General features: G+C 70.8%; 18 protein-coding genes. 14 read left to right on the top strand and 4 right to left on the bottom strand.

Translation table 11 applies throughout. The annotated features are described in order from the left end of the window. Positions 1-4 precede the first annotated feature (4 nt). Both B7K23_RS12175 and B7K23_RS12170 read left to right on the top strand, forming a co-directional pair. Positions 5-739, top strand: a complete 735-nt coding sequence (locus B7K23_RS12175; RefSeq protein ID WP_143338266.1) for an HAD family hydrolase — start codon at positions 5-7, stop codon at positions 737-739. Then, positions 739-1,947: a hypothetical protein gene (locus tag B7K23_RS12170; protein ID WP_084126836.1), complete on the top strand. Its 1,209-nt coding sequence runs from the start codon at positions 739-741 to the stop codon at positions 1,945-1,947. Before B7K23_RS12175 ends, B7K23_RS12170 begins: the two co-directional genes overlap by 1 nt. A gap of 83 nt (positions 1,948-2,030) precedes the next feature. Here B7K23_RS12170 and B7K23_RS12165 read toward each other — a convergent pair whose 3' ends face one another. The 4 genes from B7K23_RS12165 to B7K23_RS12150 form a co-directional block, all read right to left on the bottom strand. Then, on the bottom strand, positions 2,031-2,930 hold the full coding sequence (locus B7K23_RS12165) for a glycosyltransferase family 2 protein (protein WP_084126835.1): 900 nt from the start codon (positions 2,928-2,930) through the stop codon (positions 2,031-2,033). Beyond that, positions 2,927-3,967 (bottom strand): glycosyltransferase family 1 protein, encoded by a 1,041-nt coding sequence (locus B7K23_RS12160; RefSeq protein WP_084126834.1) that lies wholly within the window; start codon positions 3,965-3,967, stop codon positions 2,927-2,929. Before B7K23_RS12160 ends, B7K23_RS12165 begins: the two co-directional genes overlap by 4 nt. Next, positions 3,964-5,058, bottom strand: coding sequence for a glycosyltransferase (locus B7K23_RS12155; RefSeq protein WP_084126833.1), 1,095 nt, complete (start codon positions 5,056-5,058; stop codon positions 3,964-3,966). The genes B7K23_RS12160 and B7K23_RS12155 overlap by 4 nt, the downstream gene beginning before the upstream one ends. 167 nt (positions 5,059-5,225) lie before the next feature. Then, positions 5,226-6,524 carry a Wzz/FepE/Etk N-terminal domain-containing protein gene (locus tag B7K23_RS12150; protein WP_084126832.1) on the bottom strand — a complete coding sequence of 433 codons (1,299 nt, stop codon included), beginning with the start codon at positions 6,522-6,524 and terminating at the stop codon, positions 5,226-5,228. Positions 6,525-6,626: 102 nt separating this feature from the next. On the opposite strand from B7K23_RS12150, the gene B7K23_RS12145 reads away from it, so the two are divergent. The 12 genes from B7K23_RS12145 (at position 6,627) to B7K23_RS12090 (ending at position 20,516) form a co-directional block, all read left to right on the top strand. Continuing rightward, entirely contained in the window at positions 6,627-8,039 is a 1,413-nt protein-coding gene (locus tag B7K23_RS12145) for a hypothetical protein (RefSeq protein ID WP_084126831.1), read from the top strand. Positions 8,040-8,259: 220 nt separating this feature from the next. Beyond that, the gene (locus B7K23_RS12140) at positions 8,260-9,612 is read left to right on the top strand and encodes an NAD(P)-binding protein (RefSeq protein WP_200809831.1); all 1,353 of its coding nucleotides are present in this window, start codon (positions 8,260-8,262) and stop codon (positions 9,610-9,612) included. A 65-nt stretch (positions 9,613-9,677) separates the two neighbouring features. After that, positions 9,678-11,930, top strand: a complete 2,253-nt coding sequence (locus B7K23_RS12135; RefSeq protein WP_084126829.1) for a glycosyltransferase — start codon at positions 9,678-9,680, stop codon at positions 11,928-11,930. Positions 11,931-12,084: 154 nt separating this feature from the next. Further along, positions 12,085-13,602 (top strand): sugar transferase, encoded by a 1,518-nt coding sequence (locus B7K23_RS12130; RefSeq protein ID WP_234996520.1) that lies wholly within the window; start codon positions 12,085-12,087, stop codon positions 13,600-13,602. Positions 13,603-13,862: 260 nt separating this feature from the next. Then, complete coding sequence (locus B7K23_RS12125) at positions 13,863-14,216, top strand: hypothetical protein (protein ID WP_084126828.1); 354 nt, start codon at positions 13,863-13,865, stop codon at positions 14,214-14,216. A 245-nt stretch (positions 14,217-14,461) separates the two neighbouring features. Beyond that, positions 14,462-15,637 (top strand): tRNA dihydrouridine synthase DusB, encoded by a 1,176-nt coding sequence (gene dusB / locus B7K23_RS12120; RefSeq protein ID WP_084126827.1) that lies wholly within the window; start codon positions 14,462-14,464, stop codon positions 15,635-15,637. Between the two features lie 208 nt (positions 15,638-15,845). Then, positions 15,846-16,907, top strand: a complete 1,062-nt coding sequence (locus tag B7K23_RS12115; protein ID WP_084126826.1) for an intradiol ring-cleavage dioxygenase — start codon at positions 15,846-15,848, stop codon at positions 16,905-16,907. A gap of 33 nt (positions 16,908-16,940) precedes the next feature. Further along, the gene (gene tatA / locus B7K23_RS12110) at positions 16,941-17,198 is read left to right on the top strand and encodes a twin-arginine translocase TatA/TatE family subunit (protein WP_084126825.1); all 258 of its coding nucleotides are present in this window, start codon (positions 16,941-16,943) and stop codon (positions 17,196-17,198) included. Beyond that, complete coding sequence (tatC, locus tag B7K23_RS12105; protein WP_084126824.1) at positions 17,195-17,965, top strand: twin-arginine translocase subunit TatC; 771 nt, start codon at positions 17,195-17,197, stop codon at positions 17,963-17,965. Before tatA ends, tatC begins: the two co-directional genes overlap by 4 nt. 11 nt (positions 17,966-17,976) lie before the next feature. After that, positions 17,977-18,759 carry a hypothetical protein gene (locus B7K23_RS15530; RefSeq protein ID WP_143338265.1) on the top strand — a complete coding sequence of 261 codons (783 nt, stop codon included), beginning with the start codon at positions 17,977-17,979 and terminating at the stop codon, positions 18,757-18,759. Positions 18,760-18,765: 6 nt separating this feature from the next. Continuing rightward, on the top strand, positions 18,766-19,239 hold the full coding sequence (locus tag B7K23_RS12095; protein WP_084126823.1) for a hypothetical protein: 474 nt from the start codon (positions 18,766-18,768) through the stop codon (positions 19,237-19,239). After that, positions 19,236-20,516 (top strand): deoxyguanosinetriphosphate triphosphohydrolase, encoded by a 1,281-nt coding sequence (locus B7K23_RS12090; protein WP_084126822.1) that lies wholly within the window; start codon positions 19,236-19,238, stop codon positions 20,514-20,516. Before B7K23_RS12095 ends, B7K23_RS12090 begins: the two co-directional genes overlap by 4 nt. Positions 20,517-20,550 lie beyond the last annotated feature (34 nt).

Here is a 20,550-nt window from a genome sequence, read left to right as displayed (position 1 = left end):
GGGCTTGAGCGTAGAAGTGCTGAGGGCCGCGGTCTCCGCTCCCACGACGACCGTCCTGTCCCTGGACATCTTCGACACGGTGGTGCTGCGCGACGGCACGACTCAGGCGTTCCGGTTCGTCGAGGCGGCGACCCTCGCCGCGCGCCGACTGGGCGTCGACCCGGGTCCGCTGACGGAGCTGAGGCTCGTGTCTCACGACAACGCCTACCGGGCGATCCAGATGGAGCGACCCGGCGCGGACGCGCGATTCGCCTCGCTGTGCCGCGCGGTCACCGCCCCGCTCGGTCTCGGTGCCCATGGCGCGGCGGTGCTCGCCGAGTGCGAGCTCGAGGCCGACATCGCTCGGCTCAAGCCGAATCCCGCGGCCCTCGCACTGATCTCGGACGCGCGTGCGAAGGCGAGGCGCGTCATCGCGGTGAGCGACACCTGGTACTCGGCCGACGACATCGCGCGCCTGCTCGACGCGGTCGTGGGGGAGCAGCCCTTCGACGCGATCTACACGAGCGCGGATCTGGGCACCTCGAAGCAAGGGGGCGGGATGTTTGATCGCGTCGCGGTGCTTGAGGGATGCCCTCCCGGCGAGTTCCTCCACGTCGGCGACACGCTCGAGGCGGACCAGGTCAACGCCGCCGCGGCAGGGTGGAACGCGGCGCACCTGCCGCGCTCGCACTGGTACACCCTCCAGAGGGTGTGGTGGAAGCTGCGGACGATTCCTCTCCAGCTGAAGGCGATCCTCTGATGCCGCGCACACCCGAGGAGTTCGGGCGCGGGGTGCTCGGACCGGTGGTCGGCGAGTTCTGCCTGCGGCTGTGGAACCTTGCGAGCCTGATCGACGAGCCCGACGACGCGGCCATGCTCTTCTGCGCGCGCGGCGGGCTCACGATGCTCGGCGCGTACGAGCGCTTCCTCGACGCGACGGGGCTCGAGTCGCCCGTGCGCGCGGTGCCCCTGATGACGTCGAGGCTCGCCGCGACGAGGCCCGCGCTCGCGCCTGCCCTGCGCGAGGGTGGATCCCTCGGACCATCGGCCGCCGCCACGCTGCACTACGAGTTCCGTGACTCGACCACCGCGCACACGGTGAGGGCGCTGTCAGGGCTCGACCTTGACGGGGACGTCCCGGGCGCGACCGACCCCACGACGCCCGAGTCGCTGCTCGCGGTGCTGCGTCACAGCGGCGGCGCCGCGGCCCGCGAGGAGATCCTCCTCCAGGCGGACAGGTTCGGCGCTCACCTCCGAGCGGCAGCCGAGGGCGCCAATCACGTCATGCTCGTCGACACGGGGCTGCATGGCACCACCGGGCTCCTCGTCGCGGAGGGCTTCCCCGAGCTGCGGGTCTCCTCGGCCATGATCGCGCGGATCCCGCGTTCGCTCCGCGGCGCTGCCGGGGTGCCGACGTTCGGGCTTCTCGAGGACTCGAACGGCTACTCGCCTGCGCGGCGCCGCAGCGCGCTGCTGCGGTACTGGCACTTCGTCGAGTGGCTGTTCGAGCCCGACCTTCCCAGCGTGCGACGCTTCGACGAGGTCGACGGCGAGCTCCTGTCCAACCTCGAGCAGGTCGAGGGCTGGCGCGAGAGGGTCCGTCCCGACGCGGAGTCGATGCTCGCCGGCGTGTTCGCGTATCTCGAGGAGGATCTCCGCGACGGTGCGGCGGAGCGCGTGCTCGCTGATGCCCCACGCGCGTGGCGCGAGCTGTCGCGCGCGATCGTCTGGCCGACGAGCGACGACGCCCGCGTCCTCGAGGTCGGGACGCGCAGCCACGACTTCGGGCGCGAGGGCACGTGGACCACGCGTCCGTGGCGGGGCCCCGTCGAGGCGCTCAAGGGATCCGTGATGTGGCGCGAGGGGGAGATCGCCAGGTCGGGAACGTGGCTGCGCCTTCCGCTTCTCGCGACGATCGAGCTCGTGTACGGGGTGCGTCCCGTGCTGCGGAGGCTGCAGCACGCCTGATCGCGCGGCGTGCGGCGCCGCCCCGGACCGTCGCGGCGAGGTGCGCCGGTGCGACGGTCAGATCCGTCGCGCCGAGGCGAGGGCTACAGCGCGGTGATCCGCTCCGGTGTGAGGCGGCCGCGGAGCACGTCCCCGAGCGCCATGCCGTTGCCCTTGAGCCGTTCGCGTCGCCACTCGGCGGCGGGGCCTCCGATCGAGTGCACGACGTTCTTCGAGGTCGGGCGGAAGACCTCCCATGCGGCAAGCCAGAGCGGGAAGCTTCCCGAGCGATGCAGGTAGATCGGGTTCATCATCTGCGAGTAGCCGAGCCGCACGTGGTTGGTCCGGCCTCCCGACGCCGCGCCCCGGTGGACGATCACGCAGTCCTCGACGTGCGCGATGCCGCCCGAGCGCATGAGCCGCCGCGCGAAGTCGTGGTCCTCGAGCCATGAGTACAGCGGCAGCCGACCGTCGAAGCGGATGTCGGGCACCTTCGCGCGGTGGAACGCGAAGTTCGCGCCGAACAGCGTGCGACCGGGCGCGAAGCCTCCCGTGAGCGGCTCGGACTCCGACTCGGTCACGAGCCGGTCCGCCTCCTCGAGCGGCACCTCGCCGTAGGTCCGGCTCGCCGCGCCGTCGAGCAGCACGCGGCCCGTGAGCCCTACGAACTCCGGGTGCGTCGCGAAGAAGGCGAGCGCCTCCTCGACGTAGTCGCGTCGCACGATCGCGTCGTCGTCGAAGAACAGGACGACGTCGGCGCCGTCACCGAGCGCGTCGAGCCCGGCGTTGCGCTGGGCGGCCAGGCCCTTCGTGCCGGTGACGACGGTCCACTCGGGCGGGAGCCCGGCGGGCAGGCTGTCCTCGCCCGGCACGGAGACGATGCGCGCCACGGGCTCGACCGTCTGATCCATGAGGCGGGATGCGATGTCGTCGAGCAGCTGGGGGCGTCCGGCCGAGGCCAGGATGATCGCCGCGGTGAGCGGCCTTCTGTTGTCGGTGCTCATCGCTTCCTCGCTACGTCGGCGCAGACCTCGGCCACGACCTTGGCGGACTCGTTCCAGTCGAAGCGCCGCAGGTCGATCGTGATGGCGGGAGCGCGTCCCTCGACCGCGTCGATGAGCCCCGCGGCGATCGACGCCGGCCAGGACGGATCCACGTACACCGCGCCGTCCTCGCAGATCCAGCGGAACACCGGCAGGTCGGAGACGACGAGCGAGCCCGCGCCCGCGGCCGCGGCCTCGACCAGCGGCAGCCCGAATCCCTCCGCCATCGAGGGGAACACGACTGCGCGCGCCCCCGCGTACAGATCCCGCAGATCCTCGTCGGAGACGTAGCCGGCGTCGACGGTGCCTTCGGGCCAGTCGATGCGCTGGCCCTGATAGATCGCCGCGCCGCCTCCCACGACGACGAGGGGGAAGCGCTTCCTCACCGACGCGGGCAGCAGGCCGTACGCCTCGGCCAGGCGCGGGAGGTTCTTGCGGGGGTCCTTGCTGCCGACCGTGAGGAGGTAGCCGTCCTGTCGCAGTCCACGCGACTCGAGCGCGGTCGAATCGTCCGCGCCCGCGCGCAAGAAGGTGTCGCTCGGGGCGTTCGGTGCCACGACGACCGTGCCGTCGAACCGTCCTCGCACCGCCTCGGCGGTGGGTTCGCTCACCGCGACGACGGCGGCCGCCGTGCGCAGCTGCGCACGCAGGTTGGGTGCGTGCGTGAGGACGTACTTGCGGGAGAACCACTCGGGGTTGGTGAGGACGAACAGGTCGTGCACCACGAGCACCTGTCGGCGCGTGAACGGGGAGCGCGCCGTGAGCGACACCACGACGGCGCCGCCCGTGAGCGTGGGGAGGCGAAGCATCGTCCATGCCCACTCCTTGGCCGCGGAGCCGAGCCAGCCGCCCTGCGGCGCGCGCTCGCCGAAGCCGTGGTCCTCCACGAGCCGGTCCGCGATCTCGATCGCGTACCGCTGCTGGCCCGTCACCCGCTGGGGCCGGAACGCGCCGTTGACGATCAGCGCCCGCGTGTCCGTCACGGTCGGTGCGGTCATGCTCCCACCCACTCACGGATCTCGTAGGCGAACCTGGACTGCGAGAATCTCTGGGCGTGCGCGCGGCGGTCCTCGGCCGACGTCGCCATCGCCTTCTCCACCGCGGCGGCCACGGCGGAGGGAGACTCGAAGGACGTGAGCGCCCCGGTCATGCCAGGCACCACCGACTCCGCGGTACCTCCGACGTCGCGGGCCACGACCGGAGCGCCGGCGGCCATCGCCTCGACCGGCATGATGCCGAAGTCCTCGACGGCGGGGAACACGTAGACCGCGGCGCGGGCGAACAACGACCACAGCAGCGGGCTCGACGGCGACAGGACGAACGTGACGGGCACGCTCGCCTCCTCCGCGATCTGCTGCAGGCGCGGGAGCTCGGGCCCGTTGCCTGCGAGCACGACCGGAAGGCCACACGCCTCGCCCGCCTGGATCACGACGTCGAGCTCCTTGTAGGGGATGAACCGAGACGCGCCCAGGATGAACGTCGACGGGAGGCTCTCGAGCACCGCTGACTCCTCGGCGTCGAGCGTCTGGGACCAGTCGCGCGACTGGATCATCTCGACGTCCACCGGAGGGTGGATCACGTCGGCCTCGGCGCCCCACGTGTCCGCGATGCGCTGGCGCACGAAGGCGCTGTTGGCGGCGAAGCGCGCCCCCTCGGCGGCGCGCTTGCGGTCGGGGCCCTTGAGCGCGGACGCGACCATCCTCGCGGCCCTCCCGTCTCCACGCTTGTCGAGATCCGGAGTCCACACGTAGCGGGCGGGGGTGTGCACGTACACGTACCGAGGCATGTCTGGCCTGCCGAAGTTCACATGGTGGGCGAAGGCGTGTGAGCTGATGAGCGCCCAGTCGTAGTCCGGGCCGCGCTGGGTGCGCCACGCGAGCGGCATCAGGGGCAGTGCCGCCGCCTTGCTCCTGCGCAGCGGCGTCCTCGCGAGCCAGGTCTGCTTGAGGCGCTCGGACGTGAAGCGGCCCTCGGAGTCGTCCCAGAGGCACAACATGTCCGCGTCGGGGTAGATGCGCCCCATCGCCTCGAAGACGTTCTCGCTGCCCCCCGCGGGTGCGAGCCACTCATGTACCAGAACCCCGCCCATGCCACCCCCCGGCACTGCGGCGAAGGTGCGTCGTCGGGGTCGGGCGCGCTGCCGCCTTCCACGCCGACGAAGCCTCTGCGCCCCATTGGATGAATCGGATGATTCATCCCCAAAGTACCCAAGCCGGGGCGATCCGGGCAAGGGCCATGTGGATGGCTCCTGTGCGCTCAATGCGCGTGAGGCGGGTCGACCAGCGCGACGCCAAGCACCGTCCCGCTCGCGGTCGCGAGAACATCCAGGCCTCGGCGCAGCCCGTCTGTGTCGTCCCTGCCGGACTTCACTGTGACGAGCACGCGCCCTGCGCATCCCGCCACGACCGAGGCGTCGGGGCGGTCGAGGACGGCGGGCGCGCTGAGCACGACGGCCTCGAACCTGGCCTCGGCCCAGTTGAGCAGGTGGTCGAGCGTGGGCCCGGCGAGGCCGTCCGCGGGGCTGCCCTCGGGCTCGCCGGCGCGCATCGCCCACAGGCCGACCTCGGCGGTCTCGATGATCGCCTCGTCGGGGCCGGCGCCGCGCGCGAGGATCTCGAAGGCTCCGGGCGCCTGGGGCAGTCCCAGGATCGCGGCCAGCGCGGCGCTGCCAGCGTCGAGGTCGATCACGAGCGTGCGGCGGCCCGCGCGTGCGTAGGCCGCCGCGAGCCGTGCGGGGACGTCGGCGTCATGCTCGCCCCGCGTGAGCGGGGCCACGAGGATGCTCGATCGCGCGCCGTCCGAGCCCGCCGCCACGGCGGTGCGAAGCGTCTGGTACGCGGCTGCGGCCCTGTCGTCGACGCGCAGGGAACCGGCGTCGGACCGCGACCCGCCGGGGATGACGGCGAGCGCGGAGGTGCCCGAGGCGGCGAGGTCCTCGACCCGCCGGATCCTGCGATCCGAGGCGTACACCGCGATCGCCAGCGCGAGTCCTACGGTGACGCCGATGAGGACCGCGATCACCATGACGCCCTTCGTGCTCGGGCTGGTCGGCCTGCTCGGCGGCTCGGGGGTGCTCAGCACGTCCACGCGGAGGAGGTCGTCGCCCTCGCTGTTCGTGCCGCCGACCTGCTCGGGGACCGTGGCGCTCGCCGACTCGGCGACTGCCGTCGCGACCTCGGCGGCGACCTGAGCATCGTCCGTGCGCACTCTCACTGTCAGCAGGCCCGTCTCGGACTCGGTCTCGACCGTGATCATCGAGGCGAGCTCCGTCGGTGAGAGCGCCTCCCCGAGCTCCTCGGCCACGGGCTCGAGCACCACCGGGGACACGATCATGGCCGCGACCGTCGTGGCCATCGAGGAGACGAACTGTGCTCCTGACTGCGCGTCGGGGATGCTCGTAGGGTCGTTCGCGGCGACGACGACGCGCGCCGTCGCGTCGTAGGTCTTGGGGGAGATCACCAGGTAGGCCGCGCCGAGCGCGGCGCCCAGGAGCGCGGCGAGGACGATGCGCCACCAGCCGCGGCGGATCGCCTTGAGGTAGTAGTCGAGCTCCATGGTCCCCCTTAGCCTCGGAGTGCGCCGCCGGCGCGCTCCCACACAACCCCTGGGTGAAACATACCCGAGACGGATCACCTGGACACAAGGTACTTTACGGACATGGGGGTGCTCACCGTCGTCGCGCTCGTGCTGATCGGCTACGGGCTCGCCACGCGCCGATACGATCGCGCGCTCGCGCTGTCGGGCGTGACATCGGCCGGCGCGGTGGCGGTCGTCGGGCCCATCGCGGTGCCCACGTTCTATGCGGTCGCGCTCGGGCTGGTCGTGGTGCTGGGGTCCCGATACTTCCTCGGCGGAGCGGCGCGGGGGAGGGCGTCGCTCGGGGCCGTGCCCGGCGCCGGGCTGTTCCTCGCCTTCTTCGCGTGGGCCGTGCTCGTCACGCTCGTCGCGCCGATGCTCTTCCCGGGGCTGGACACGGTCACGCCCGCCGACGCGGAGCTCGTCGCGGGCTACCTCACGACCTCGAACATCGCGCAGATCCTCTACCTGGCGCTCAGCATCGGGGTGGTCCTGATCTTCGCCCACACCGTCGGCGCCGGTCCGCAGACGCTCGGGTTGATGTTCACCGTCGCGATGCTGCTCTCGCTGTGGCGCTACCTGGGGATCAACTTCGGCGTGCCGTTCCCGTACGGGGTCTTCGACAACTCGCCCGGGTTCGAGTACATCGAGACGTCGCCGGACGGCACCTCCCGCTTCCGTGGCATCCACCCCGAGCCGGCCGCTCTCGCCGGCATGGCGCTCGCCGCCGCGGTGTACTCGGTGTCCAGGGCGGTCCAGGTGCGCGGGCTGTGGAGGGTGGGCAACCTCGTCATCGCGGGCATCGCGATCTTCCTCGGCATCATCTCGACCTCGACGTCCTTCGTGGTCATCGGGGCGGTCATGCTCGGGCTCTCCGCCGCGTTCGTCGTAGGTCGGTTCGCGAGCAGGAGGACGGGCTGGTCGCTTCCTGTCGTCTATGTGGTGCTCGCGCTCGTCGTCGCCTCGGTGTGGCTCGTGCCGGTGACGTACGAGTACCTGCACGAGGTGCTGACGGACAAGGTCGCCTCCGACTCCTACGGCCAGCGCTCGGGGTCGGATGCGAACTCCTACCTGGTATTCCTGGACACCTACGGGTTCGGCGTGGGACTGGGGAGCGCGCGCGCCTCGTCCTTCCTGGCGACGCTGCTCAGCGCCACCGGCTACGTGGGTGCGCTGCTCTTCGCCGCGGCGATCTTCGCGGTGGCGCGCCCGGCGTCCAGGATTCACGCTGCCCAGCCGGTGATGTGGGTCCTCGTCGTCGTGCTCCTCACCAAGCTCCTGTCAGGGCCCGACGTGACCTCGACCTCGGGCGTCCTGTGGATGACCCTGGGTGTGCTCGTGAGCATGGTTCTCGCGGATCGCAGGGCGAAGGGCGAGGCGTCGAGCGGGCCGGGCTCGTCGGCGCAAGGCGCGGAATTCGCGCACGACGGGGTGGGTGCGGGACGCCCGGCTGCCGGGGCCGATTCCCTCCACGACTTGACCCAGGGGGATTGACAAAAGGGGCGCCTCTCGCGCAACGTCGGGCATACAGGACATCTGTGGAGAAATCGGTCGACTCCTGAGGTGAGTCCGTGCGTGGGGCGGGTTCCGTGCTCGGGCGTCGCTTCGGGACTCGACGCAGGGCGGGCTGTGGGGCCACGGACGGGGTGCCGCACGAGCGAGCGCTCACGCTCAAGGAGCTTCGTGAGGATTCGTGACGAGAGGGGGACCCCGGGTGACCGACGCTGGGGGGACGCGGGAGTACGACGGGATCGTGCTCGGGGCGGGGATCAGCGGACTCGTGTCCGCGTCCGTCCTGCTCGAGAAGGGCGCGCGCTCGGTCCTCGTGATCGACGAGTACGCCAAGGTCGGCGGCAACCACCTCGACTTCGAGATCGACGGCTACACCTTTGATGTCGGGAGCCTGATCTTCCAGGACGACTCCCCGCTTCTGCACCGGTTTCCCGAGCTCCTTCCGCAGTACGTGCCGGTGGAACCGTCCTGGTCCCGCCTCAACCCGCAGGGCAAGGTCACCGACTATCCGATCTCCCTCAAGGATGATCTCCTCGCCGCGGGGCCCCTCGCCTGGACCGCGATGGCGGGCTCCCTCGTCGCGTCGCGGGTGCGCTATCGCCACCAGCGCAATGCGCGCGACTTCACCCGCTTCTGGGTCGGAGCCAAGGCCGCGCAGCGTACGGGCCTCGAGCACTACGTCGAGCGCTTCTGCGGGCTGCCCGCCGAGCGGATCGACCTGGACTTCGCCAAGGCGCGCATGATGTGGATCGCGGACAACGCCAGGGTGTGGCCGAGGGTGGCCGCGGTGGGTCGGAGGATCGGCCGGAAGCTGTCGCCGCACCGCGAGGCTGCGCAGCCGGCCCCAGCGCGTCGCGTGCAGCAGCTCGTCCGCCCGCGGGAGGGCTTCGGTGCGCTCTACCGGCCCGTGGTCGATCGGCTTGAGGCGGAGGGCGTCGAGTTCATGCTCGCGACGCCGTCGACCGCGATCGAGCGAGCCGACGACACGATGGTCGTCAGGACCGCCGCGGGCGCCTTCTCCAGCCCGATGCTCGTGTCCACGGTGCCGACGCATCGTGCGCTGGCGCTCGCCGGTGCGGAAGCGGAGCCCCTGCCCACGGTGACGATCATCACCCTGCTGTGCAGCTTCGCGGGGCGGCGCGGCTTCGACACCTCGATCCTCTACAACTTCTCCCACGGCGGCTCGTGGAAGCGGCTCACCATGCACTCGGACTTCTACGGCCAGGAGCGGGGGCGCGAGTACTTCTGCGTCGAGGTGGTCGGGTCGCCATCGGTGCGGACCGTGGCGCAGGCCGAGCGGGCGTTCCGGGACCACACGAGCGCGAACGACCTGTTCGACGGCGACCTTCGCGTCGAGGGAGGGCACGTGCTCGACAGCGTGTACCCGGTCTTCACCGAGGGGAGCGCCGCGAGAGCCGCGGAGCAGGTCGCGCGTCTCAAGCAGCTCGGCGTGACCTCGCTCGGCAAGCAGGGCGGCTTCGAGTACCAGCCGACGGCGCGCGTCTCCACGAGGCACGCGGAGAGGGCGCTCGGCGGCAAGGTGTCTCCGAAGTGAGGGCAGCGCCAGCGACACCGCGATCTTCGACCACCGACCACGATGCGCACGCGAGGGGGTAGCACGTGAGGATCATCCATCTGCTCAAACATGCGGTCCAGGGCAATGGCTCCGTCCACATGGCCGTCGACCTCGCGTGCGCACAGGCGGACGCCGGCCACGAGGTGTGGTTCGCGAGCGCCCGCGGGTCGTACGACGAGGTCCTCGCCGACCATGGGGTGCACGTCACGGACCTGCCTGAGCCCGACTCGAAGCGTCACGCGCTCGAGAACCTGGTCGCGCTCGCGAGGCTCGCGGCCGACGTGCGGCCTGATGTGCTGCACGCGCACATGATGTCCTCCGCGGTGATCTCGCTGCCCGTGTCGATCCTGTTCAGGGCGCCGCTCGTCGCGACCATGCACAACTCGTTCGACACCCACTCGTGGCTCATGCGTGTCAGCCGCCGCGTGGTCGCCGTGAGCGAGGCCGAGCGACGCCTGCTCCGTTCGCGGCGGTACCCCGACCGGCAGGTCGTCACGGTGCTCAACGGCACCGCCGGCTCGGCCAGGGAGGGGCAGCCCTTCGACGACATCGGGCCCCTGCATCGTCCCTCCATCATGACGCTGTCGGGACTGCACCCCCGCAAGGCGGTGGGCGACGTCCTCGAGGGCTTCCGGCAGATCGCGGACGAGCATCCCGCCTGGCATCTCAGCATCCTGGGATGGGGCGCCTCGCGAGAGGACCTCGAGCGGCAGGCCGACGACGCGGGGCTCGCGGATCGCGTGCACTTCATGGGCGCGACGCTCACGCCGTGGCAGTACCTGGCGCAGGCGGACATCGTCGCGACCGGCACGCTCGCCGATCCGTGCCCCCTCACGGTGATGGAGGCGCGCGTCGCGGGCGCCGCGGTGGTGGGCACCCGCGTCGGAGGGATCCCCGAGGTCCTCGGCTATGGCGCCTTCGGTCACCTGGTCGACGCTCATGCGCCGGATCAGATGGCCGACGCGTTCCGGGATCTGCTCGCCTCGGAGGAGAGCCTCGCTCGCTGGCGGCGGCTCGCGAAGGAGGGGTCCGAGCGCTTCACGGTCCAGCGCATGCAGGGCGACTACGACGACGTGTACCTCGACGTGCTGCCGCGCGCGAAGCGACGGCGGCTCCGCGATGCTCGGGACGAGGACGGAAGGCTCCGCATCGCCTACCTCGTGCCTCCGTCGCCGAGCTTCGCCGGCATCGAGCGCGTCGTGCACGAGCTCGCCGAGGAGCTCGCGCGGACCTACGGCGACCAGCTCGACGTGCACGTGATCTACGCGTGCCACTACGCCGAGCGCGAGCTCGGCTCGACCTCGTACACGAAGCACGAGATGGGCGTCGATCGCCTGCTGACGCTCGCCGGTCCGCTGCGGCGCGTGCTCCGCCGTCAGCGGATCGACGTCCTGGTGAGCCCCCAGGTGGAGGCGACAGTCGTCAGCTGGATCGCGACCCGGGGCAAGGGCGGGGCGGCCCTGATCGGGCACCTGCACGGCAACCCCGAGGTCGAGGAGGGCGACGGCACGCTGCTCACGCGCGCCTCCTTCAAGGCATTCAGGGGCTTCGTGTCGCGCGACCTGGCGGGGGTGCTCGCCGTCTCGCCGTCGCTCGCGGACCACGTCAGGGATCGGCTGGCGTCCGGCACGAAGGTGCTCTTCTCGAAGAACCCCGTGAGGGACCTGCACGCTCCGGAGCGTCGCGAGCGCGAGGACGATGCGCGCTTCACCTTCGTCTGCGTCGCCCGTCTCGCGCCCCAGAAGGGGCACGATGTGCTCCTGCGCGCGTTCGCGCTCGCGGCGGACGAGCTCGATGGCGCGCGGCTCGTGCTCATCGGCTCCGGTCCCCTCGCGGACGAGCTCAAGGCACTCGCGCGCGAGCTGGGGATCGAGGAGGCGGTGGAGTTCAAGGGCTACGTCTCGGAACCCGCGCCGCTGCTCGCCGACGCGGACTGCTTCGTCCTCGCCTCGCGGTGGGAGGGCTTCGGTGTCGCCCTCGTCGAGGCGCTTCAGTTCGGGCTCCCTCTGCTCGCGACCGACTGCGAGTTCGGGCCCGCGGACATCGTGACCGACGCCGAGCTGGGCGAGCTCGTGCCCTCGGAGGACCCCGAGGCGCTCGCGGACGGGCTCAGGCGCGCGCTGCGACGCGGCGACAGCAGGGCGGCGCAGTCGAGGCGCAGGGCGATGGCGGCCGAGTACCGTCCTGCGGAGGCCGCGGCGGATCATGTCGAGGCGCTTCGGGGCCTCGTCGGCTCGCGCCTCCGCTCCCGGGCCGAGGCCCGCGCGCACGATGCGGCATCGCGAGGGTCGGCGTGACCCGGGATCAGCTCACCGATGAGGCATGGGGATATGTCCTAGATTTCACGTCGCTGTCACATTTGTCGGCTAGCATCGATTTCATTCGGTTTGCGGAGGGCTTCCCTGAGGGGTGGGTGCCTTGTACGGCGCGGCCGGGCTGGGGGGCGGACTGATGACCGGACGTAGCGTCACCGAGGTCGATGTCGAGCGTGAGGGCTCCGACGTCGGCGTCGACGGAGGCGAAGGGGCGCCGAGGATGGCCGAGGAGTGGCGTCGCGCATATGCCCGCAGGCTCGCGGTGAGCGACCTCGCGGTGCTGCTGTGGGTCGTCGTCGGTGGACAGCTCGTCCTGTCGGCTGGCGGAGTCATCCCGGATCCCACCGAGGGCGCCCGCGAGGCGATCCTGAGCGTGGGATTCCCGTTGTTCGTGCTCATCACGTGGCAGGCGGCGCTCGCCCTCGCGGACACCCGCAGCGACCGCGTGGTCGGCCAGGGGTCGCAGGAGTTCGAGCGCGTCTTCGATGCGACGTTCATGGTCTTCGGCACGATCGCCACGGTGGCCTTCGTCTTCGGCGTCGAGGCGATCCGACCCTTCCTGTTCCTCACCGTGCCGTTCGGGCTGCTCGTCCTGTTCGTCGAGAGGTGGCTCTGGCGGCAGTGGCTGCGATTCAAGCGCGAGGACGGCGAATACGGGGCGCGAGTGCTGCTCGTCGGCTCCCCGCAGTCCGTCGAGGAGATCTCGACCGAGCTCGCCCGTGCGCGTGACGCTGGCTACTTCATCGTCGGCGCGTGCGTGCCCGACGGCGTCGTAGGGCAGGAGGTTCCCGGCACCGATGTCCCGATCGTGGGCGACGCGGAGTCGAGCGTGGCCAGCGCGGCGGCCACGGGCGCGGACACGGTGATCATCACGAGCGCAGACGTGCTCTCGCCGCATCGCGTCCAGGAGATCGGCTGGGAGCTGCAGCCCGGGAGCCAGCACCTCGTGCTCGCTCCGAGCATCGTCGGGATCGCCGGTCACCGGCTTCACACGCGGGCGGTCGCGGGGCTGCCGCTGGTCCATGTCGAGACGCCTCAGCTGTCTCCCGCCGACAGGTTCACGAAGCGCGCCTTCGACGTGCTCGTGTCCGGAGCGCTCATCGTCGTCGCGTCGCCGATCCTGCTGGCCGTCGCGCTCGCGGTGAAGGTGACCTCGCCGGGGCCGCTGCTCTATCGGTCCCAGCGGATCGGGTTGCGCGGCGAGCCGTTCGCGATGCTGAAGTTCAGGTCGATGCGCCAAGGGGCGGACAAGGAGCTCAAGAAGCTCCTTGAGGCCCAGGGCACCGCGGAGACGCCTTTGTTCAAGGTGAAGGACGACCCTCGGATCACGCCGATCGGCAAGGTGCTGCGCAAGTACTCGCTCGACGAGCTCCCGCAGCTCTTCAACGTGCTCGGCGGGTCGATGAGCCTCGTGGGACCTCGGCCGCAGATCGAGGCGGAGGTCGCGATGTACACGGACTCCGCGAGACGCCGGCTCCTCACGCGGCCTGGCGTCACGGGGCTGTGGCAGGTCAGCGGGCGCTCGATGCTCACGTGGGACGACGCAGTGCGTCTCGACCTGTTCTACGTCGAGAACTGGTCGCTCCTCGGCGACGTCGAGATCATGCTGCGCACCTTCAAGGCCGTCGTGGTACCAGGGGAGACAGCGCACTAGCAGCGTGCATGCCCGGCGGTGCTCCGTGGGCAGATCCTCAGCGGAACTTGAGGCCGAAATCGGACAATTTACTTAGATGTAACCCGCACAGGGTGGCCTATGTCCGATTTGCCGGTTAGTGTGAGGAATGTCACACGCAGACCGGGGAGGGTTCGGGAGCGGTGGCGCTGAGGGTCAGGGCTGACTCGGGAAAGGCCCGTCGGAATCGGCGGGGTCACTGTTTCTGAGCAGCCCTTCTGTAGTTCTTGGGGGAGGAAAGCATGTCCATGACTTCATCTGGCAGCCGTGCGGGGCTGCGCGTGCTCGGGGGAGCCGGCCTGGTCGGCGGATACATCGCCTTCGGCGTTCCCGCGGCGGTGTCATCGACCTGGGGGAGCTTCGAGCAGGCCGCGTCGAGCGCGGCCAGCCGAGGGGAGATGACCTTCCTGGCGGCGTGGATCGGCCTGGGGCTCCTCGCGCTCGTGCTCGGCATGGTGTCTCTTGCCCTTCTCGCCCGCCGCAGGCGTCTCGCCCGCGGGGTCGGACAGGCCGATCAGGCGCCGCGAGAGCAGGCCTCGCCTGTCGCCCGCCCCGCCGCTGCCGTGTCGGCCTCGCACTTCCCGGCGCACGCGTAGGTCGTGCCCTCCCGGCGCCGCCGGGCAACTGAAGACTTGCGCGTCGAGGCGCACCGGCGATTCGAACCAGGGTCGCAGCGGGGCTCCCACGGGACGCGCGCAGAGTGCCGGCCCGCTCGAGCGATCCCTCAGCCGCTCGGGCGGGTCGGTCTATGTCGCGGCCCGCTCGCGCACCTCGGTCGGTCCGGTCCGCGTGAGGTTCCGAGGCGGCGCTCGCTGAACGGGGCATCGGGGACAATGGAGCAATGACTTCGACCGGATCGACCACACGGCGCCTGCTCCCGCCCCTGCGCCTCGGGCCGCTCGAGATCGACACGCCCGTCGAGCTCGCGCCGATGGCTGGGGTGACCAACGCCGCCTTCCGCAGGCTGTGCCGCGAGCACGGCGGGGGCCTCTACGTGGCGGAGATGGTGACCTCACGCGCCCTCGTCGAGCGCACGCCCGAGAGCCTCAGGATCATCCACCACGAGCCGGACGAGCGCCCGCGCTCGGTCCAGGTCTACGGCGTGGACCCCGCGACGATCCGCGCGGCGGTGAAGATGCTCGTCGACGAGGACCTCGCCGACCACATCGACATGAACTTCGGCTGCCCCGTGCCCAAGGTCACCCGCAAGGGCGGGGGCGCGGTGCTGCCGTGGAAGCGCGACCTGTTCCGCGACATTGTCCGTGGGGCCGTCGCCGAGGCGTCCCGCAAGGACATCCCCGTGACCGTCAAGATGCGCAAGGGCATCGACGACGACCACCTCACGTATCTCGACGCCGCGCGGATGGCAGAGCGCGAGGGCGTCGCGGCGGTCGCGCTGCACGCCCGCACCGCCGCTGAGTACTACTCCGGCACCGCGGACTGGTCCTCGATCGCGCGCCTCAAGGACGCGATCACCTCGATCCCGGTGCTCGGCAACGGAGACATCTGGTCCGCCGAGGACGCGGTGGCGATGGTCGAGCAGACGGGCTGCGACGGCGTCGTCGTGGGCCGCGGATGCATGGGGCGCCCGTGGCTCTTCGCCGACCTGCAGGCCGCGTTCGAGGGTCGCGACGACCGCGTCACGCCGGGACTGCGCGAGGTTGCCGACACGATCTACCGCCACGGCGAGCTCATGGTCGACACCTTCGGCGGCGACGAGGGCAAGGCGATGCGCGAGATCCGCAAGCACATGGCCTGGTATCTCAAGGGCTACCCGGTCGGGGGAGAGACGCGACGCGCGCTCGGCCTGGTCGAGACGCTCGCGGAGCTGCGGGGCCGTCTCGACGGACTCGATCTCGACACCCCCTACCCGGGCGCGGAGGCCGAGGGCGCGCGAGGCCGCCAGGGCAGCGCGCGCCAGCCCGCGCTTCCCGACGGCTGGCTCGACAGCCAGGACCTCACCCCCGAGCATGAGGCGCGCCTGAGGGAGGCCGAGCTCAGCGTGTCGGGCGGCTGACCCGGCCTCCTTCGCCTATCTGGCGGATGGGTGCGCCCTCCTCCACACGGGCCGCGCGGCGCAATCCGCGGACCGGGACCTTGGTCCTAGGCACTTCTGGGTTGGTTCTCAGGCCGTTCCCAGGTCTGGTCTCCACTCTGGTGAGCAACCTCGCACCGCGCCTGCGGAGCGAGAGCCGCCCACCGACCCAGCAGTGAGAGGCCTCACCATGAGCCGAGTTCCGGAGCCCCAGCACACCCCCGACGGTCCTGCCTACGAGGGTCGCCTCCTGGCCCACCCTGATGAGCCCGTCGTCGACCAGGGCGCATCCTTCGACATCCACACCGCGATCAGCCGACGCAGCGTCGTCGGCTTCGTCGGGGCCGGCGTCGGCGTGGCCGCGCTCGCCGCGTGCGCGCCGTCGTCCACGAACAGCTCGTCGAGCGCGACCGCGTCCTCCGACTCGAGCGGTACGACGACGACCGACTCCGACCTTCCGAGCGCCGAGATCCCCGACGAGACCGCCGGCCCGTACCCGGGCGACGGCTCCAATGGGCCCGATGTGCTCGAGGAGTCGGGCATCGAGCGCGCCGACCTCACGACCTCGATCGACGGCGGCAGCGCCGTGGCCGGGGTCCCCCTGACCTTCGCGTTCACCGTCACCGACATGGTCAACGACGACGCGCCGATGGTCGGCGCCGCCGTCTACGCGTGGCACTGCAACGCGGCGGGCCTGTACTCGATGTACTCCGAGGGGGTCGAGGACGAGACATGGCTGCGGGGCGTCCAGGTCACGGACGACGACGGCCGGGTCGAGTTCACGTCGATCCTGCCCGGCTGCTACACGGGCCGCTGGACCCACATCCACTTCGAGGTCTACCCGGACATCGACTCGATCACGGACTCCGAGAACGCGATCGCGACCTCGCAGATGGCCTTCCCCGAAGATGTCCTGCGCGACGTCTACGAGCTCGACGACTACGAGGGCTCCACGGAGAACCTCGACCAGATCACCCTCGACACTGACAACGTGTTCGGGGACGACGGCGGCGAGCTCCAGATGGCGACCATCTCGGGCGACAACGACTCGGGCTACGTCGCGACCCTCACCGTCCGCGTCGACACGAGCACCGAGCCCACGAGCGGCGAGGTGCTGAACGGCGGCGACGCCGAGGGCGGCGCGCCCGAGGGCGGCGACGGAGGCCCCGGTGGCGAGGGCGGCGAGCCCCCGTCGGGCGAGGCCCCTTCGGGCGACGCCCCCGAGATGCCCAGCGACAGCTCGTCGAGCTGATCCCTACCCCCACTTTCACCAAGGAGAACCACCATGCTTGCGAACCTCACCGGATGGCACGCCATCCTGATCCTCGTCGTCGTCCTTCTCGTGTTCGGCGCCTCGAAGCTGCCCGAGCTCGCGAAGAGCGTCGGCCAGTCCGTCAAGATCCTCAAGGATGAGGTCGCGGAGGGGTCGAAGGACTCCGGCGCGAAGCCGGCCGTCGTCGACGGCTCTGCGACCTCCGCAGCGACCTCCGCGTCGACCTCCGACGCGACCGCGACCGAGAGCCAGGAGCGCGCCGCGTCATGACCGCGACCGCCACCACCGCGCGGTCGCACATGCCGCTCGTCGACCACCTCCGGGAGGCGCGACGCAGGGCCTTCCGCGCGGCGGTGGCGCTCGTGGTCGCGATGATCGGCGGCTACCTGCTCGCCGATCCGATCCTCGAGATCCTGCGCGAGCCCGTGCTCGCGATCGCCGAGTCCCACGATGCGAGCCTCAACTACGACTCCGTCACCGGGGCGTTCGACCTGCGGCTGAGGATCGCGCTGTTCGCCGGCATCGTGATGTCGAGCCCCGTGTGGCTCTACCAGCTGTTCGCCTTCATCTCACCGGGGCTGACGCGCAGGGAGAAGCGCTACACGTACGGCTTCGTGGCCGCCGCGGTGCCGCTGTTCCTCGCCGGCTGCGCGCTCGGCCTGTGGATCTTCCCGCACATGATCGAGCTGCTGACCTCGTTCGCGTCCGAGGAGGACACCACGATCCTGCAGGCCTCGTACTACGTCAACTTCGTGACCCGGATGGTCGTCGCGGTCGGCTTCGTGTTCGTGCTGCCCGTGCTGATCGTGATGCTCAACCTGCTGGGCATCCTCCCTGCACGCACCATCGCTCGCCAGTGGCGCGTCTCGGTGGTGCTGATCACCCTGTTCAGCGCGTTCGTCACCCCGTCGGCCGACGTGCTGTCGATGTTCGTCGTCGCCGGCTCGATGACCCTGCTGTTCTTCGCCGCCTACGCCGTCTCCGCCGTGCACGACCGTCGCCTCGAGCGCCGCCGTGCGGCCGCGATCTCCGCCTGAGGGAGGCACACATGCTCGGATTGTCCATGGACAAGCTGCTCATCGTCATGGTGCTCGCAGCAGTGGTCATCGGCCCGCATCGGCTGCCTCACTACGCGCACCTGCTCGCGACGTTCACCCGCCAGGTGAGGGACGCGCTCGAGAGCGCGCGGACCCGCATCGAGGAGGAGAGCGGGGTCTCGCTCGATGACGAGGAGTGGCGGCAGCTCGATCCGCGTCGTTACGACCCGCGCACGATCATCCGCGAGGCCCTCGAGCAGCCGACGCCGTCGCGCGCCGAGGACCAGGCTCCTCCCGTCGTCGTGGTCAGCCCGGCGGGCCCGGCTTCGCCGAGGCGAGATCGCGCGGAACGGCAGGATCCCGTCGCTTCGGATTCCTCCGAGATCAGGGCGGCGAGCGAGCCGTCCGAGAGTCCCCGCGCGGATGCCGGTGCGGGCCCGCTGTGCGCGGCCTGCGCGGCTCCGCTCACGGCAGGGGAGGACGTCCCGGGCGCTTCCGGGCCTCCTGCGATCACGGGGAACGAGGTTGACGCCAGAGACGATGCGGGTGTCAGGGACGATGCTGCAGCGGAAACCGATGCTGTCGCCGGGGACGATGCTGGAGCCGCGGCCCCGGCCAGCGAGTCGGGGCAGGCGGACAGGTCGACGCGCAAGAAGTGGGTCGTGGTCGGCGGCACCTCGGGCCACCCGATCCGCAGGCTCGTGGACGTCGACGATCCTGCAGACATCAAGGACGACGACGGTGCGCACGAGTCGGAAGGGGATCGCCTGCCGCAGCCTCAGCCGCTAGGTTGAGGTGTCATGAATCCTGACGACGGCGCGCAGCGCTTCCCCGTGGACCGCGAGCTCGGCCTGCATGAGCCGGAAGCGCACCCGGACTACGCCGAGATCGTCGCCTTCTTCGGTCACATCGCGTACGTGATGCCGGACCTGCGCGGCGTGCTCGGCGAGCACCTCAAGCTGGCCGAGGGAGAGGTGCTGCCGCACCTCATGATGCAGGACCTCATGGACTGGCTTCTCGAGAACTTCCGCACGGTCGGACCCAACGGCCGCACCTTCCAGCTCTTCTCGATCCTCGACGCGGGCTACCGCGAGGCCTCCGAGGCGCTCAAGGACGTGATGATCCTCGGGTTCCTCGAGCACACCCCGGGCTTCGCGGGCCGCGTCCCCGACCCCGAGATGCTCGGCCACATGGTGCGCGCGGGCCTCGGCCCGGTGCTGTCCGCCGTGCTGGTGGAGGTCGAGGGATGGCGCGGCGATAGCATCGGAACGTGAGCGACGCGAGCCCCGGCTATACGGAGTCGGACAAGGAACGCCTGGTACCCGAGCCGGCGAAGACAGCCAACCGCACGTCCTTCGCGCGCGACCGCGCCCGCATCGTCCATTCGAGCGCGCTGCGCAGGCTCGGGGCGAAGACCCAGATCCTCGGCGCGGGAAGCGGCGACTTCGTCCGCACGCGCCTCACGCACTCGCTCGAGGTCGCGCAGGTCGGACGTGAGCTCGGCAAGGCGCTCGGCTGCGATCCGGACGTGGTCGACGCCGCATGCCTCGCGCACGACCTGGGCCACCCGCCGTTCGGTCACAACGGCGAGCGCGCGCTCGACGAGGCGGTCCGCCACGTGGGCGGCTTCGAGGGCAATGCGCAGACCCTGCGCGTCCTCACGCGCCTCGAGCCCAAGACGATGCACCCGGAGACCGGCGAGAGCATCGGCCTGAACCTGACCCGCGCCGTGCTCGACGCGACGGTGAAGTACCCGTGGGGCGAGCAGGAGCTCAAGCTCGACGCTCACGGCAGGCCGATCCGCAAGTTCAACGTCTACGAGGACGACCGCCCGGTCTATCAGTGGCTGCGTGCGGACGCGCCTTCGCGCCAGCCGAGCTTCGAGGCGCAGGTCATGGACCTCGCCGACGATGTCTCCTACTCGGTCCACGACGTCGAGGACTCCGTGGTGCACCAGGGCGTCTCGCTCTCGGTCCTGCGGGACCCTGGCAAGGTGCGCGAGGTCGTGGCGGGCGCACGCGAGTGGTACGGCTGGGAGGACGAGGCCGCCCTCGAGGGGGCGCTCGAGCGCCTCCGCGTGTTCGGCTGGTGGGCCGACGAGTACGACGGCTCGCGCAAGGCCCTCGCCGCGCTCAAGGACATGACGAGCCAGCTGATCGGCCGGTTCTGCACCGCGACGATCGAGGCGACGCGCGCCGAGCACGGCGACGGGCCGCTCACCCGGTACAACGCGCGACTCGTGCTTCCCCAGGAGACCCACGCCGAGATCGTGCTGCTCAAGGGCATCGCGGTGCACTTCCTCATGGCGCCGCGCGAGGCCTCGCCCGGCTACGGGAAGCAGCGCAGGGTGCTCAAGCAGCTCGTCGCGGCGCTCGCCGATCGCGGGCCGGACTTCTTCGAGCCGCAGTTCGCCGCGGACTACCGCGACGCCGCGGACGATGCGGGACGCCTGCGCGCGGCCGTGGACCAGGTGGCATCGCTCACGGACAAGTCGGCGTATGACTGGCACCACCGGCTTGTGGTGAGCCCCAAGCGCACCCGCAAGGGCTGAGCCGCTCGCGAGGTCCCACGCGCGGGGTCCTGAG

It is taken from the genome of Demequina sp. NBRC 110054 (assembly GCF_002090115.1).
Lineage (GTDB): Bacteria > Actinomycetota > Actinomycetes > Actinomycetales > Demequinaceae > Demequina.
This window is presented reverse-complemented; position numbering and strand designations above follow the sequence as displayed.

Excerpts from the sequence above, each read along its gene's own strand:
- B7K23_RS12130 (WP_234996520.1), top strand. The coding sequence starts at position 12,085 with ATGACCGGACGTAGCGTCACCGAGGTCGATGTCGAGCGTGAGGGCTCC.
- B7K23_RS12155 (WP_084126833.1), bottom strand. The coding sequence starts at position 5,058 with ATGGGCGGGGTTCTGGTACATGAGTGGCTCGCACCCGCGGGGGGCAGC.
- B7K23_RS12165 (WP_084126835.1), bottom strand. The coding sequence starts at position 2,930 with ATGAGCACCGACAACAGAAGGCCGCTCACCGCGGCGATCATCCTGGCC.
- B7K23_RS12095 (WP_084126823.1), top strand. The coding sequence starts at position 18,766 with ATGAATCCTGACGACGGCGCGCAGCGCTTCCCCGTGGACCGCGAGCTC.
- tatA (WP_084126825.1), top strand. The coding sequence starts at position 16,941 with ATGCTTGCGAACCTCACCGGATGGCACGCCATCCTGATCCTCGTCGTC.
- B7K23_RS15530 (WP_143338265.1), top strand. The coding sequence starts at position 17,977 with ATGCTCGGATTGTCCATGGACAAGCTGCTCATCGTCATGGTGCTCGCA.
- B7K23_RS12145 (WP_084126831.1), top strand. The coding sequence starts at position 6,627 with ATGGGGGTGCTCACCGTCGTCGCGCTCGTGCTGATCGGCTACGGGCTC.
- dusB (WP_084126827.1), top strand. The coding sequence starts at position 14,462 with ATGACTTCGACCGGATCGACCACACGGCGCCTGCTCCCGCCCCTGCGC.
- tatC (WP_084126824.1), top strand. The coding sequence starts at position 17,195 with ATGACCGCGACCGCCACCACCGCGCGGTCGCACATGCCGCTCGTCGAC.
- B7K23_RS12170 (WP_084126836.1), top strand. The coding sequence starts at position 739 with ATGCCGCGCACACCCGAGGAGTTCGGGCGCGGGGTGCTCGGACCGGTG.
- B7K23_RS12150 (WP_084126832.1), bottom strand. The coding sequence starts at position 6,524 with ATGGAGCTCGACTACTACCTCAAGGCGATCCGCCGCGGCTGGTGGCGC.
- B7K23_RS12125 (WP_084126828.1), top strand. The coding sequence starts at position 13,863 with ATGTCCATGACTTCATCTGGCAGCCGTGCGGGGCTGCGCGTGCTCGGG.
- B7K23_RS12160 (WP_084126834.1), bottom strand. The coding sequence starts at position 3,967 with ATGACCGCACCGACCGTGACGGACACGCGGGCGCTGATCGTCAACGGC.
- B7K23_RS12115 (WP_084126826.1), top strand. The coding sequence starts at position 15,846 with ATGAGCCGAGTTCCGGAGCCCCAGCACACCCCCGACGGTCCTGCCTAC.